The sequence below is a fragment of the Marinobacterium jannaschii DSM 6295 genome (genome assembly GCF_000620085.1).
GTDB classification, from domain to species: domain Bacteria; phylum Pseudomonadota; class Gammaproteobacteria; order Pseudomonadales; family Balneatricaceae; genus Pontibacterium; species Pontibacterium jannaschii.
In genome coordinates, this window is record NZ_KK211067.1 from 161,912 (window position 1) to 176,474 (window position 14,563).

Below are 14,563 nucleotides of genomic sequence, written 5' to 3' on the forward strand. Positions count from 1 at the left end.
AGGGTGAGATGATGCAACAGGTTTCTTTTATTCAGATGAAGGACGGCACGGCCGAAGAGTATGCCTTTCTTGACCAGCATGAAAAGGCATATATCAAAGCATTGCCGGAGCGGGTACTGAGCCTGCTGGAACAGTTGGGCGATACGCTGGATGGCTACACCGTATCCCGGCTGGAGCACAGCCTGCAGAGTGCCAGCCGGGCGGAGGCCGACGGCTGTGACGAGGAGATGATCGTCGCCGCGCTGCTGCATGATATCGGTGATATGTACGCCCCCGCCAACCACTCGGAGTTTGCTGCTGCGCTGTTACGTCCCTACGTACGGCCGGAGCTGGCCTGGGTGCTTGAGAAACACGGCGAATTCCAGATGTACTACTGGGCCCACCATATGGGTAAGGACCGCAATATACGCGATCAGTATAAAGATCATCCCTGGTACCAGAGCTGTGTCGATTTCTGTGAGAAGTACGACCAGAACTGTTTTGATCCGGACTATCCGAGTAAACCGATCAGCCATTTCGCACCCATGGTGCGCCGGGTACTGGCCTGGCCAAAGTACTGAGCCGACGACGATGTTGCAAACCGCTGACCTTCTGTCAGCGGCTACTCCTCTTCAGGCCCGTCAGGGCCTTTTTTAATAGCCACGTCTGTTGATCTGATCTCTGGACGTCATTTAGCCGATATTTCTGGTGCTGTGGTCTGATCCGCGTATAATGCGCCGCTTCGAGCCTCTGTCACGGCAAAATCTGCGCTCTGTCGTCTGATTTTGTATAGGGAACTCTGTAGTCGTGGCTCGACATTCCTAAGGGGTGGCACTGTATTTCGCAGTGCCTGAGATGCCTGCTGGCAAACCCTTCGAACCTGATCCGGATGATGCCGGCGTAGGGATAGGACCAAGTTCACTTGTTTCCCCGCATCCGACCGGGTCTCTGAGCTGTTTCCGGAGACTTGCCTTGAGTATTAAATCTGTATCCTGCGGCCTGCTGGCTGCTTCCTTCTCTGTCGCCGCCACGGCGAACGAAGATGTTATTAGCGAACAGGCCACCCAGGTGGTGACGGCCGATTTCCGTCAGGCTGAGCTTGAGCTTATACCCGCCAGTATCAGCGTGGTGGATGAAGAGACGATCGCAGCCCGTGGTGCCAGCTATCTTGAAGACCTGCTGGCGCTGACCCCGAACCTGAACTTTGCCGGTGGCAGCTCCCGTGCGCGCTTCTTTCAGATTCGCGGCATCGGCGAGCGCAGCCAGTTCGTTGATCCGGTCAATCCATCTGTCGGATTGCTGGTGGACGGTATCGACATGAGCGGCCTGGGCAGCGGTGCCACCCTGCTTGATGTCCAGCAGGTCGAAGTATTTCGCGGCCCTCAGGGTACCCTGTTTGGCGCCAATGCACTGGCGGGGCTGATCAATATTCGTTCAAACGATCCGCTGGATCAGTTGGGTGGCAGTGTCGAGACAACCCTGGCGACGGATAATACCCGCAGCGTTAAAGGCGTGGTCAGCGGCCCGCTGAGCGATAAGGTGAGCTACCGGGTGGCAGCGCAGCGCTACCTCAGCGATGGCGCTATCGACAATGATCACCTGGGACGCAGCGATACCAATAATCTGGACGAGCAGGCGCTGAAAGCCCGTTTCCGTATCGAAGCCAACGATGAGCTGACGCTGAACCTGTCGCTGCTGCATATCAATATGGATAACGGCTACGACGCCTTCTCGCTGGACAATACCCGCCACACCCTGTCGGACCAGCCGGGTCATGACCGTCAGGAGAATAACGGCGTGGGCTTCAGTGCCAGCTGGGACGGCTTCGACAAGGTCGAGTTACAGCTGATGAGCAGCTATATCAATTCCAACACCGAATACGGTTACGATGAGGACTGGAGCTTTGTCGGTATAGCGCCGGGACTGGAATACAGCTCTTTTGATAATTACCAGCGCGATCGCCAGAGCGGCTCGTTTGAGTTGCGTCTGCTGTCAAAAGAGGGGGCCGAGTTATTTAACGGCAGCACCCGCTGGGTAACCGGCGTCTATCTGCATGACCTGAACGAAAAGCTGGCGCGTCAGCACACCTTTGCCAGCAGTGACTTCAGCAGTGACTACGAAACCACCCGTGCCGCTATTTATGGTCAGCTGGAAAGCGACCTGAGCGAAGACTGGGTGCTGACCAGCGGTCTGCGTGCTGAACATTGGGACGCAGACTACAACGACAGCGAAGGGGTGAGCAGTTCGCCGGAAGAGTTGCTCTGGGGAGGCCGCCTCGCCCTGCAGCACTTCCTGCAAAGCGGCAACAGTGTCTACGGTCTGATCTCGCGGGGGTATAAGGCCGGCGGATTTAATGCCAATAACAGCCTGCTGCCTTCCGAACGTGATTTTGAAAGCGAGCAGCTGTGGAATCTGGAAGTGGGTAGCAAGGGATACTACTTTGATGACCGACTGCAGGCCAACCTCGCGCTGTTCTACCAGCCGCGCAAGAACGTCCAGGTTAAGGATTCCCGTCTGGTACCAGTGGCCGGTGGCGCGACCAGTTTTAATGACTTTATTGCCAATTCCGCCAGCGGCTACAACTACGGCCTGGAAGCTGAGCTGAACTACCAGGCCAGCTCCGAACTGAGCCTGTTTGCCAGCCTGGGCCTGCTGCGTACCAAGTTAAAAGACCCGGCCGCCTCTTTCGATGGCCGCGATCAGGCCCACGCGCCGAAATACCAGTATCTGCTGGGCGCTCAGCTGGAGCTGGGTGCAGGCTGGTACACACGGGTAGAGATCGAGGGCAAAGATGCGTTCTACTTCTCTGATCGTCACGACGCCCGTTCGGTGGATTACGAATTGCTGCATGCCCGGCTTGGCTACCGCACCGCTGACTGGGAGCTGAGTCTCTGGGGACGCAACCTGACCGATCAGGACTATTTTGTGCGTGGTTTCGGTAGCTTCGGCAATGACCCGCGTAAGGGCTATGTTACCGAGCCATACTATCAGTACGGCGCACCGCGTCAGCTGGGTGTTACGGCTAAATACAACTTCTGAGGGCGATCAGGATGACAGATACGGCGATGAAACTGACGGTGGATATCAGCCTCTATCCGCTGCATGAGCGGTATATCGAGGCGATTGATGCGGTGATTCTGGCGTTCAGCCAGTACCAGGGGATTGATGTGGTGACTAATGCCACCGCCACCCAGCTATTCGGTGACTACGACCAGGTGATGGCAGCGGTGAACACAGAAATGCGCCGCTCGTTCGAGACCTGGGGCCGTTCTGTTTTTGTGGTGAAATTCATTGCCGGTGATAGCCGGGAGTTGCTGGATGGCCAGGCACAGCCATGAGTGATCTGTTGCAATCCCTGGTCAGTGGCTGGCAGATGATGTCCGGTTGGGAGCTGGTGGCGGTGCTGCTGTCACTGGCTTATCTCTGGCTGGCAATGATGCAGAATCGCCTGTGCTGGTACGCGGCATTCGCCAGTACCCTGATCTTCAGCTGGTTATTCTGGGATGCCAGTCTGTTGATGGAGTCGGCGCTGAACCTCTACTATCTCGGAATGGCGGCCTATGGCTGGTATCAATGGCGGGGGCCGCGTCCGGAAGAGGGGGCGTCAAGCCGGCCTATTACCACCTGGAGCCTCCGCCAGCACCTGCTGGCGATCGGCAGTATTGCCGCTATGACGCTGTTGTCCGGTAGCCTGCTGGCGGACAATACCTCGGCGGCGCTGCCCTATGTGGATTCGTTTACTACCTGGGGGGCGGTGCTCACCACTTATATGGTGGCGCAGAAAAAGCTGGAGAATTGGATCTACTGGCTGGTGATCGACGGCGTATCGGTGTGGTTGTTTATCGATCGCGGGCTGATGCTGACCGCCGCCCTGTTTGCAGTCTATGAGGTGATGGTTATCTTCGGTTTCCGGCAGTGGTATCGGGCTTACCGCGACCAGCAGCAGGCACAGTGGATGAAGCTGGCCTGAGCATGCTGGCCCGGACGATGTTTCAAGGACAGATAAAGCTGGAACTGGATAATGCCGGATTGGCTGATCGTCACCTTACGGGCCCTGATTGCCGGGCTGGCGATGTCGCTGGCTACAGGCTTATATAAGTCGTGAGATGGACGCCACCGCGAAAATGGGCCTGGTTTATATATCTGAAATGGGTCTTCTGGAGGTCCACTAAAGCATTTAGTCTGCACCGGTAATAAATCAAATTCAGGACACGCTGTGAACAGTGCAATCCTGCGCTTAAGCTGGCAGAAGGGCTGCCGGCTGTTCACCCTGTTCCTGATCAGTACCGGAAGCTAATCCTTATGAGTGAAGTGGTAGTCACAGAGCGGACACGGGTATGTCGGGGCCGGAAGAAAGCCCGCTACGATCGGGAAACCATCTATTCGATTCTGGATGAAGCCTATGTGTGCAATATCGGGGTCAATATTGATGGGCAGGCGGTGGTGCAACCCAGCTCCCACTGGCGGGTTGGCGACGAGCTGATGCTGCACGGTTCCGTCAAGAACGGTTTGTTTCAGGCGATACTGCGCGGCGAGACCGCCTGCATTACCGTCTGCTTGCTGGATGGCCTGGTCTTTGCGCGCTCTGCCTTTAATCACTCCGTTAACTTCCGCTCGGTTGTGCTGTACGGCAAGGGGCGCTTGGTCGAGGATGCAGCGGAGAAACAGGCCGCACTGGCAGCGATGATTGACAGGTACAGTGCTGGCCGTTCTAATGACGTCCGGCCTCCCAGCGATACTGAGATGAAGGCGACGGCGGTCTTTGCCTTTGCTATCGAAGAAGTGTCCGCCAAGGTGAGAACCGGCGGCCCGTCTGAAAAGCCTGAAGACCTGTCGCTGGATGTCTGGGCCGGTGTTAAACCGGTTGCAACGCTGATTGGTGAGCTGATACCGGATCTGCCTTTAACTGCCGATTCAGCACCTTAGCAATTCCCAAAGGATGGCGACGTGCCCCGGGAGTCCCGAAACCTTTTTACTGCGCTTTACCCGGATACGGATCGATATGAGCAATACACAGAAGAACAACCCGTTACACGGCGTCACCCTGGAAAAAATCGTCACTGAGCTGGTAGAGCGCTATGGCTGGGAGCGCCTGGGGAATCTGATTACGATCCGTTGCTTTCAGAAAGATCCCAGCGTGAAATCCAGTCTGCGGTTTCTGCGCAAGACGCCCTGGGCACGCACCAAGGTGGAAGAACTGTACCTTGCCACAAAAAGCAGCCCCTGGGATCAATGAGCCTTCTGTTGAGTTGTTGTAACTCTGTTGCAGCCGGGTTCAGAGGCTGAACCCGGCGCTGGATTCCTGCTGCAGTAACTCCCTGACCACTTTCAGGCCCGCTTCGAGCTCTTCCAGATCCCGGGGCGCGCTGATGCTGAGGCGTACCGCCGGTGGTATTGCCGCACCCGGCGGCGCGAACAGCTCGCCGGATTTCAGCTTGATATTACGCGCCTCGGCAGCCGCGACAAACTCGCTCAGCCGCAGCTGTTCCGGCAGCTTCAGCCAGACATGAAAGCAGTCGCGCTGATAGCGCAGCTGAAACTCGCCCAGATACTGTAGCGTCAGCTCCAGCCGCCGCTCGACCTCCTGCCGGATCTGCTGCAGTACCCGGTCGGCATCGCCGGCACGGATCAGCTCACAGGCGATACCGGTAAGCAACGGGCTGATCATCCAGCTGTGGTTCTGCAATGTTACCGCCATCTGTGTATGCAATTTCTCCGGCACCTGCAGGTAGCCGACCCGCAGGCCGGGCGCCAGACACTTGGAGAGGGCGCCGATGTGGATTACCTGTTCCGGGTCCATATTGACCATCGCTTCAGGCCGCTCCCTTGGCAGCAGGCCATTCACTTCATCTTCGATCAGGTAGAGTTTGTGCTTGCGGCAAACCGCCAGAATCGCTTCCCGGCGCGAGGCCGACAGGGTGCCGGTGGTGGGGTTCTGGAAGGTGGGCATGGCGTAGATCAGTCGCGGCTGGTAAAGGCGGCAGGCGGCATCCAGTGCTTCTGGCAGCAGGCCCTCCGCATCCATATCCACCGGTTTCAGGGTGATCTGTTTCTGCCTGGCCAGGCTGATCAGGCCGGGGTAACTGTACTTCTCAACCAGCAGGGTATCGCCGGCACGGCAGAAGGCGTCCAGTACCATATGGGTGGCGTTCTGGGCCCCGGAGCTGAACAGCAGGCGCTGTGGGTCGAGATGGACATGGTGGTGGCTTAGCCACTGGGCCATCTGCACCCGGTGTTGCTCTATTCCCTCCGGCTTCTGGTACAGCATCAGCTGATTAAGCATCGCCGGGTTACGGGTCAGCTGCTGCATCGCCTGATTCAGCATCTGGGCGCGATCCAGCCAGGGGGGGATGTTATAGCTGAAATGGGTATCTTCCGGATCTCCGCCGCCGCAACTGTCAAAGGTCCATACGGCCGCATTGTCCCCTACAACAAAGGTGCCGGCACCGATGCGGGCTTCGACCAGGCCCCGCCGCTCGGCTTCGGCGTAGGCGCGGGTCACCGTTCCGACGGTGACGCCAAGCTGATCGGCCAGGGCGCGGTGGGTCGGCAGCTTGCTGTTTGCGGGCAGGGCACCGCTTTCAATCAGCTGAGCCAGCTGATCTGCGATCTGGCGATAGCGTGGGCCTGCACCTTCAATCAGTACAATATCTGTGATTGTCATGGTGACAATAAACCTTTTGCGGAAAATTGTATGCTCTGTTAGCGTTGATTGTGTCAGTTAATTCAACACTATTCAGCCTGAGAGCATATATCAATCAATGTATCGATACAATTGTATCGTGACAATGTTGGTCGCTGCTATCCGGCCCTGCGGAGAGAGATATGGATCTTCAGCTTTTAGCCTCGGTCGCGGTGTTTGCCATCGCTACGACCGGTACGCCTGGCCCTAACAATATGATGCTGACGGCATCCGGTGCCAACTTCGGTTATTGGCGCACCCTGCCGCACCTGATTGGTATTACCCTGGGTGTCGCGACGCTGATCATCACAGTAGCGGCGGGCCTGGGCATTCTGTTTCAGCAGTTTCCGCTGGTACAGCAACTGCTGAAAGTTGTTGCCAGCGGATACCTGCTCTGGCTCTCCTGGAAGATTGCCACAGCCCGTTCGGCTCGCTTTGACAGTAATTCAGAGTCCAGGCCGATGAGTCTGTTTGCTGCGGCGATGTTCCAGTTTGTTAATCCCAAGGCCTGGATGATGGCAATAACCGCAGTCGGTTCCTTCACCCTCAGTGGCGGGGACTACTGGCATTCGGTGATCTGGGTCGCGGTGATGTTTATGCTCTGTGGCTTTCCCTGCACTTCTCTTTGGGCGGCCTTCGGCACCTTAGTCGGGCGTCTGCTTTCGTCACCGCGGGCATGGCGCTGGTTTAATGGTGTAATGGGAGCCTTAACTGCGGGCTGTCTGTTTTTTATCTGGTAAAGAAGCGGTGTCCGTATTAATACGGATACCGCATTCGGTTATTGGCCCGATAAACAAATAAAATTCGATTCTGATGGTTAAATAACCGGATATGGAATTGGTTTGTCTGTTATTTGATCTTTGTTTAGTTTTATTAAAGATCGGTTTAGTTTCACTTCAGTGATGGTTGTTTTTTATCATGATAGGATGCGTCGCAATATCAGAAGGTTGTGACGCATTTATAAAATGCGCGCAGTGTATTTTTGTTCCACTTATGATTCATAAGGTCATATCGTGAAAAAACTAATAAAAACAGCCCTGGCGGCAACCGCACTGCTGAGTGCTGGCTTTAGCAACGCAAACGCTCTCTCCGATCAGTCCACCCTGAAAAGTATCGCCAAGAGCGGTGAGATGAAGGTGTGCTTCGATGCCGGCTATATGCCGTTCGAGATGAAAACCAAGAAAGGTGGCTTTATCGGTTTTGATATCGACCTGGCCAAGCTGATGACCAAGCAGATGGGCGTCAAGTTCACGCCGGTTAATACAGCCTGGGATGGCATCATTCCGGCGATGCTGACCGGTAAGTGCGACATTATTATGGCGGGTATGACCATCACCGCTAAGCGTAATATGACTGTCAGCTTTGCCGACCCATATGTGGTAGTAGGCCAGACCATCGTACTGCGTCCGGGTCTGAAGGATGAGATCAAGAGCTACCGTGACCTCAATGATCCTAAGTACACGGTGACGGCAAAACTGGGTACCACCGGTGAGCAGGCGGTCAAGCGTCTGATCCGCAAGGCGAAGCTGGATCTGTACGAGACCTCTTCCGAAGCGGCGCTGGAGGTGATGAACGGTAAGGCCGATGCCTTTATCTATGACCTGCCAACCAACGCCGTATACAGCTCTCAGAATAAAGGTAAAGTCCTACACCTGGATCAGCCTTTCACCTACGAACCACTGGGCTGGGCAGTCCGTCAGGGCGATCCGGATTTCGTGAACTTCCTGAATAACTTTCTGCGCCAGATTAAGGGTGACGGTAGCTACGACCGTATCTACAACAAGTGGTTTAACGACGACCGCTGGTTGAGCCAGGTTCAGTAAAACCCCGCCGAAAAGCCGTTTTATACAGCCGTATAGGGATCTTGTCCTTTGCGGCTGTTTTGTTTTTAGCCGATGTGAAATTCTATGCATGTAAATCAGAAAAACTGGCTCTGGAATGGGGTTTTTATCGCCATCATTCTGGGGCTTTGTGCATCCGTTTACCTGGCCGGGAAGCGGATCGATTACTCCTGGAACTGGGACCGGGTTGTTCCCTTTATTATTAACTCCGACCCGCTGGAAATTGTTGCCGAAGTCGATGGCACCCTGGAATTTAATGAGCAGGGACAGCCACAGATCTATCCCTACGATGGCGGTGATCCTCAGCTGATCGATCCGACGCTGGCATTGTCGCTGAGCGAAGGGGATATGGTCTATGCCGGCGATGTGCTGGCGTCCATCGAGCAGACCCGTATCGGACCCTTGCTGGAAGGCCTGCTGGTCACCATCGAGATCTCCATCATCTCGCTGCTGTTTGCCGTGGTGATCGGTCTGATGGTGGGGCTGATGCGGGTATCGGTTAATCCGGCGCTGCGTAATCTGGCGATCACCTATATCGAGGTTATCCGTGGCACACCGCTGCTGGTGCAGATCTTTATTGTCTACTTCTTCCTGGGTACGGTGCTGGAACTGGAGCGGTTTACCGCCGGTGTGGTGGCCTTGTCGGTCTTTACCGCCGCCTATGTGGCGGAGATTATCCGTGCCGGTATCCAGTCGATTCCGAGCGGGCAGATGGAAGCGGCGCGCTCGCTGGGGATGAGTTATCCCAAGGCGATGATCTATGTCATCCTGCCGCAGGCGTTTAAGCGCACGCTGCCACCGATGGCGGGCCAGTTTATCAACCTGATCAAGGATTCTTCGCTGGTTTCGGTTATTGCCATCACCGACCTGACCAAGGCTGGACGCGAGGTGATCAGCGGGAACTTTGCACCGTTTGAGGTCTGGTTTACTGTGGCGCTGCTTTACCTGGTGCTAACGAGTGCACTGTCCTGGGCAATTCAACGTTTAGAGCGGAGGCTGGCGGCCAGTGACTAAGCACGATTCAAATCAGCCGGCGGCGGAAGCGCCGATTATCATTGCCACCGATGTGGATAAGATCTATCCCAACGGTTGTCATGCCCTGAAAGCGGTTTCCACCACCGTGGCCCGCGGCGAGGTGGTGGTGATCCTGGGACCGTCCGGTTCCGGCAAGTCCACTTTCCTGCGGACTCTCAACCAGCTGGAAGTGATTAATGGCGGCTCGATCCTGATCGATGGTGTCGACATGTACAGCAAGGGCACCAATATCAACCAACTGCGTGAGCAGGTTGGGATGGTGTTCCAGAACTTCAATCTTTTCCCGCACAAGACCGCGTTGGAAAACGTCATGCTGGCGCCGCTGAAGGTGTCCGGCCGCGAGCCGAAGGAAGTGGAAGAGCATGCCCGCGACCTGATGTATAAGGTGGGCATGGATCAGCGGATGCAAAACTATCCCTCGCACCTTTCCGGCGGTCAGCAGCAGCGTGTGGCAATCGCCCGTGCCCTGGCGATGAAGCCGAAGATCATGCTGTTCGACGAGCCCACCTCGGCACTGGACCCGGAGATGGTCGGTGAGGTACTGGATGTGATGAAGAGCCTGGCGGCCGAAGGGATGACCATGGTGGTGGTTACCCACGAGATGGGCTTTGCCCGCGAAGTGGCCGACCGGGTGCTGTTTATGGAAGAGGGCGCGTTGCTGGTGGAGGATAATCCGGATGATTTCTTTGATCATCCGAGCCACCCGCGTTTGAAGCAGTTCCTCTCCAAGATCTTCTGACCTGGCTATGCCCGGCAAAAGCCTGTCCCTGTGACAGGCTTTGTTCTTTCTGTCGCCTTTCTTTTGTCTTAATCCGCTTATATGCCTTTTTGTGTATAATCCGTACCCGACTATAAATGAGTGCCAGAAAGCCCTGTCGTGATCACTGCCAATTGTCCAGAGCGAGATCCGGAACAGGCACCGGAGCGCTGTGTCCAGCATTGTCTGGCGCACCTTCAGGCACTGAAATAACGGGTGAGGGGAGCTCGTCGCAGCTTTGCCTTCCGACCAAGAGCCTACATATGTGGAGAGCCTACGAATGAGCGTAATTCGCCAGGACGACTTTATCAGCTCCGTTGCTGATGCCTTGCAGTTTATCTCTTATTACCACCCGATCGATTTCGTACAGGGTGTGCACGAAGCCTATCTGAAGGAGCAGAACCCTGCTGCTAAAGATGCCATGGCTCAGATCCTGATCAACTCCCGTATGTGTGCTGAAGGGCAGCGCCCGATCTGTCAGGACACCGGTATTGTGACCGTCTTCCTGAAAGTGGGTATGAACGTACAGTGGGACGCGAAAATGAGCGTCACTGATATGGTCAACGAAGGTGTACGCCGTGCTTACACCCACCCTGACAATGTACTGCGTGCTTCTATCCTGGCTGATCCTGCTGGCAAGCGTCAGAACACCAAAGACAACACCCCGGCTGTTATCCACTACGAGATCGTCGAAGGTGATGAGGTTGAAGTGCATGTCGCGGCGAAAGGCGGCGGTTCTGAAAACAAATCCAAGATGGTGATGCTGAACCCGTCTGACAGTATTGTTGACTGGGTAGTGAAAACCGTACCGACGATGGGTGCAGGCTGGTGTCCGCCGGGCATGCTGGGTCTGGGTATCGGTGGTACCGCCGAGAAAGCTGCGGTACTGGCAAAAGAATCCCTGATGGATCCGATCGATATCCATGAGCTGCGCGAGCGTGGCCCGCAGAACCGGGTTGAGGAACTGCGTCTGGAGATCATGGATGCGGTCAACAATCTGGGTATTGGCGCTCAGGGCCTGGGTGGCCTGACGACCGTACTGGATGTCAAAATCATGGATTACCCGACACACGCAGCATCCCTGCCGGTGTGCATGATTCCTAACTGTGCCGCTACCCGCCACACTCACTTCAAGCTTAACGGCAACGGACCGGCTGTACTGACGCCGCCAAGCCTGGAAGAGTGGCCTGAAGTGACCTTCGAGGTGGGTGCCACCACCCGTCGCGTGGATCTGAATACCGTGACGCCTGAAGAGGTTCAGAGCTGGCAGCCGGGTGAAACTGTATTGCTGAACGGCAAGATGCTGACCGGTCGTGATGCGGCTCACAAGAAAATGGTTGAGATGCTCAACAATGGTGAAGAGCTGCCGGTGGATCTGAAGGGCCGCTTTATCTACTACGTAGGCCCGGTTGATCCGGTGGGCGATGAGGTTGTAGGCCCCGCTGGCCCAACCACTGCGACCCGTATGGATAAGTTCACCCGCCAGGTGATCGAGAGCACCGGCCTGCTGGGCATGATCGGTAAATCCGAGCGTGGCCCGGTGGCGATCGATGCGATCCGTGACAACAAAGCGGTCTACCTGATGGCAGTAGGTGGCGCGGCATACCTGGTATCCAAAGCGATCACCAACGCCGAAGTACTGGCGTTCCCTGAGATGGGGATGGAAGCGATCTACGAGTTTGAAGTGAAGGATATGCCGGTTACTGTTGCGGTCGATACCAAAGGCGAGTCTGTTCACACTACTGGTCCAGCCAAGTGGAAACAGATTATCGCGGAACAGGTTGGCTAAGCCTGCAACCTGCGCTGTGGAAAAGCGGCTTCGGCCGCTTTTTTGTTTTTTGCGCCAGCGCTGTCGCTCTGATGTAAGATGGACAGAAAAGCGCAGATTTTTCATGGTGCAGAGTGCTTTTGATTTTGTAATATCTGAACTACAATTCGCGCACAATTTTTCGGGAGACTTTCCCCTCTTTTCGGCAGCTGAAACAGTCGGGCCTGCATCGCGGGCGAGGTTAAGTTCCCCAGGCGTACCTGGCTGCCAAGCCGTAACCTCCTGTGACAGGCAGGGGTGAGTATCTGGAGAAACACGAAGTTGGTATCAAACGGTAAGATCAAACTGCAGGGCTTTAATAACCTGACTAAAAGCCTGAGTTTTTGTATATACGATGTCTGTTATGCGAAGACCCCCGAGCAGAAAGCTGAGTACATCGAGTATATCGATGAGGTGTACAGCGCTGATCGTCTGACTGAGATCCTCACTGAGGTGTGTGACATTATCGGAGCCAACATCCTCAATGTTGCGCGCCAGGATTATGAGCCTCAGGGTGCCAGTGTCACTATTCTGGTCTCTGAAGAGCCGATCAAAGAGTCCGACAATGTCGACCAGACTGAAAAACCAGGGCCTCTGCTGCCAGACTCTGTTGTCGCTCATCTGGATAAAAGCCATATCTGTGTCCACACCTATCCGGAGAGTCACCCGGATAATGGCATCTGTACTTTCCGTGCCGATATTGAGGTTTCCACCTGCGGAATTATCTCGCCGCTGAAGGCACTGAATTACCTGATCCATAAACTGGAATCCGATATCGTCACCATCGATTACCGGGTGCGCGGTTTTACCCGCGATGTTGAGGGTGTGAAGCACTATATCGATCACGATATCAACTCAATCCAGAACTTCGTAACGGATGATATCCGTGAGCTGTACAGCATGATCGACGTAAACGTCTATCAGGAAAACATCTTCCATACCAAGATGATGCTGAAGGACTGCGACCTGGATCAGTACCTGTTTGGTACCAAGGCTGACGAACTGACGAGTGAGGAAGAGCAGGAGATCACCGATCGCCTGTTCAAGGAGATGCGTGAGATCTTCTACGGCCGCAATATGCCGGAGATGAGCTGAGCATTAACCGTGGCTAAGAAAAACGCGACTTCGGTCGCGTTTTTTGTGTCTGCTGCTTTGTGGTTATCGCAGGGGCTATGAATTATCCGCATGCCGTTGGCTTGTGCCTGCGCCGATTCCCGCCAACACTTGTTGCAGGGCATTAGAAAGAGAGCCATTGCTATGTTTCTTAAAGAAAGTGCCAGCGGACATCTGGTGGAAGTGATAAACCTGCAGGATCTGTTTGACCCTTATCAGGCCGAACTTATGGGCCGTTCCCATTACGGCGAGGAGTTGCAGGAAGCTGAGCCGTTCGCCAAGCAGTGCCTGAGATTCCCCTCCGGGGAGGCGTTGCCGCGTTGCTGGCTGGAACCCCATTATCGCGACCATGAGCTGAGACGCTGACTGCGGCCAGGCGCAATCCCCAGCAAACCACGGGCTTCAGGAAGAGGCCAGCTTGCGTTGCTCGTCCAGATAGAGTGGCATCGGTCCTATGTCTTCATAGATCTCTTCGCCCTCTTCGACGCGGATTACCTTCTGTCCGGGAATGTAGGGCATTTGTGACTCCACTTCACTGATCGCCTGGTGAAGCAGACTGCAGATCACCTCTTCGCGGGATAGCTGGTACATCTTCGCCAATGCTTCCAGTTTGATCGCATCGCTCTTATACATCTCAACTTCGGCGCTGATCTTGCCGTTGGCCTGGCGGGAGTGCTCCTCCCAGCTCTGGAGTAATCTGTGAAATGCACTGCTGGCCATTGTGGCTCCCCCCTTGTGTCGCAAACTGTTCTTTTACTGTAGTCGATCCGGCGTGGAGGCGAAGGGCCGTGGCGGAAATTTTGCCGTCGTATTAGCCCTGAGGCGTCAGTGGTTTTTATTCCGGCGGTGATTCATTAGAATTCCTGCTTTCGATGCGAGCGGGAATAATCATGGCAATAATTAAAGTGGTATTTGGTTCTGTAAATGGCAATGCACAGCAACTGGCCGAGGATGCGGTCGAGCAGCTAAAAGCGGCAGGCCATCAGGCTGAACTGCTGCGTCATCCTGAAGTCGCACAGCTGGCCGGGGATTGCAGTGAAGCGCTGCTGGTGATTACCTCCACGACCGGACAGGGCGATATTCCGCCTAACCTGTTGCCGCTGTACGAACAGTTGAATGATCAGTTTCCGCTGATGCCGGAGAAACCCTACGGTGTTGTGGCGCTGGGTGACAGCTCTTATGAAGACTTTGCTGAAGCCGGGCGTTCATTCGACTTCCTGCTGAAGGACCTGAAGGCTCGCCGTGTGATACCGACTCTGTTTATCGATGCCTGTGAGACGCTTGACCCGGAAGAGGAGGTGGCGCAGTGGCTGGATCAGTGGCAGGCGCTGCTGGACTGAGCAGGCCTT

16 protein-coding genes and 1 riboswitch are annotated in these 14,563 nt (G+C 55.3%); of the genes, 14 read left to right on the forward strand and 2 right to left on the reverse strand.

Annotation, left to right across the window (positions count from 1 at the left end; all coding sequences use genetic code 11):
• The first annotated feature begins 11 nt into the window (after positions 1-11).
• The 6 genes from Q354_RS0121345 to Q354_RS0121380 all read left to right on the forward strand — a co-directional run bounded on the left by Q354_RS0121345 (position 12) and on the right by Q354_RS0121380 (position 5,215).
• Positions 12-560: an HD domain-containing protein gene (locus Q354_RS0121345; protein WP_027859381.1), complete on the forward strand. Its 549-nt coding sequence runs from the start codon at positions 12-14 to the stop codon at positions 558-560.
• 233 nt (positions 561-793) lie between these two features.
• Positions 794-903, forward strand: a riboswitch (TPP riboswitch).
• 48 nt (positions 904-951) lie between these two features.
• On the forward strand, positions 952-3,018 hold the full coding sequence (locus Q354_RS0121350; RefSeq protein WP_051560506.1) for a TonB-dependent receptor: 2,067 nt from the start codon (positions 952-954) through the stop codon (positions 3,016-3,018).
• Positions 3,019-3,029: 11 nt separating this feature from the next.
• Positions 3,030-3,317, forward strand: coding sequence for a YkoF family thiamine/hydroxymethylpyrimidine-binding protein (locus Q354_RS0121355; RefSeq protein ID WP_245601105.1), 288 nt, complete (start codon positions 3,030-3,032; stop codon positions 3,315-3,317).
• The gene (gene pnuC, locus Q354_RS0121360; RefSeq protein WP_027859384.1) at positions 3,314-3,949 is read left to right on the forward strand and encodes a nicotinamide riboside transporter PnuC; all 636 of its coding nucleotides are present in this window, start codon (positions 3,314-3,316) and stop codon (positions 3,947-3,949) included. The genes Q354_RS0121355 and pnuC overlap by 4 nt, the downstream gene beginning before the upstream one ends.
• Positions 3,950-4,281: 332 nt before the next feature.
• Complete coding sequence (locus Q354_RS0121375) at positions 4,282-4,905, forward strand: pyridoxamine 5'-phosphate oxidase family protein (RefSeq protein ID WP_027859385.1); 624 nt, start codon at positions 4,282-4,284, stop codon at positions 4,903-4,905.
• 76 nt (positions 4,906-4,981) lie between these two features.
• Complete coding sequence (locus Q354_RS0121380; RefSeq protein ID WP_036231023.1) at positions 4,982-5,215, forward strand: VF530 family protein; 234 nt, start codon at positions 4,982-4,984, stop codon at positions 5,213-5,215.
• Between the two features lie 39 nt (positions 5,216-5,254).
• Here the strand turns inward: Q354_RS0121380 and Q354_RS0121385 are convergent, their stop codons facing one another.
• Entirely contained in the window at positions 5,255-6,643 is a 1,389-nt protein-coding gene (locus tag Q354_RS0121385) for an aminotransferase-like domain-containing protein (protein WP_027859387.1), read from the reverse strand.
• Positions 6,644-6,804: 161 nt separating this feature from the next.
• On the opposite strand from Q354_RS0121385, the gene Q354_RS0121390 reads away from it, so the two are divergent.
• The 7 genes from Q354_RS0121390 to Q354_RS0121420 all read left to right on the forward strand — a co-directional run bounded on the left by Q354_RS0121390 (position 6,805) and on the right by Q354_RS0121420 (position 13,580).
• Positions 6,805-7,401 (forward strand): LysE family translocator, encoded by a 597-nt coding sequence (locus Q354_RS0121390; protein WP_027859388.1) that lies wholly within the window; start codon positions 6,805-6,807, stop codon positions 7,399-7,401.
• 273 nt (positions 7,402-7,674) lie between these two features.
• Complete coding sequence (locus tag Q354_RS0121395; RefSeq protein WP_027859389.1) at positions 7,675-8,484, forward strand: transporter substrate-binding domain-containing protein; 810 nt, start codon at positions 7,675-7,677, stop codon at positions 8,482-8,484.
• 84 nt (positions 8,485-8,568) lie between these two features.
• Positions 8,569-9,516 carry an amino acid ABC transporter permease gene (locus Q354_RS0121400; protein WP_027859390.1) on the forward strand — a complete coding sequence of 316 codons (948 nt, stop codon included), beginning with the start codon at positions 8,569-8,571 and terminating at the stop codon, positions 9,514-9,516.
• Positions 9,509-10,276 carry an amino acid ABC transporter ATP-binding protein gene (locus Q354_RS0121405; protein ID WP_322786159.1) on the forward strand — a complete coding sequence of 256 codons (768 nt, stop codon included), beginning with the start codon at positions 9,509-9,511 and terminating at the stop codon, positions 10,274-10,276. Before Q354_RS0121400 ends, Q354_RS0121405 begins: the two co-directional genes overlap by 8 nt.
• Before the next feature lie 298 nt (positions 10,277-10,574).
• On the forward strand, positions 10,575-12,083 hold the full coding sequence (locus Q354_RS0121410; RefSeq protein WP_027859392.1) for a fumarate hydratase: 1,509 nt from the start codon (positions 10,575-10,577) through the stop codon (positions 12,081-12,083).
• 300 nt (positions 12,084-12,383) lie between these two features.
• Positions 12,384-13,196, forward strand: a complete 813-nt coding sequence (gene speD, locus Q354_RS0121415; RefSeq protein ID WP_027859393.1) for an adenosylmethionine decarboxylase — start codon at positions 12,384-12,386, stop codon at positions 13,194-13,196.
• 162 nt (positions 13,197-13,358) lie between these two features.
• Positions 13,359-13,580: a hypothetical protein gene (locus tag Q354_RS0121420; RefSeq protein ID WP_027859394.1), complete on the forward strand. Its 222-nt coding sequence runs from the start codon at positions 13,359-13,361 to the stop codon at positions 13,578-13,580.
• 36 nt (positions 13,581-13,616) lie between these two features.
• Here the strand turns inward: Q354_RS0121420 and Q354_RS0121425 are convergent, their stop codons facing one another.
• On the reverse strand, positions 13,617-13,934 hold the full coding sequence (locus Q354_RS0121425) for a C15 family peptidase (RefSeq protein ID WP_027859395.1): 318 nt from the start codon (positions 13,932-13,934) through the stop codon (positions 13,617-13,619).
• Positions 13,935-14,104: 170 nt separating this feature from the next.
• On the opposite strand from Q354_RS0121425, the gene Q354_RS0121430 reads away from it, so the two are divergent.
• On the forward strand, positions 14,105-14,554 hold the full coding sequence (locus tag Q354_RS0121430) for a flavodoxin (RefSeq protein WP_027859396.1): 450 nt from the start codon (positions 14,105-14,107) through the stop codon (positions 14,552-14,554).
• The last annotated feature ends 9 nt before the right edge of the window (positions 14,555-14,563 follow it).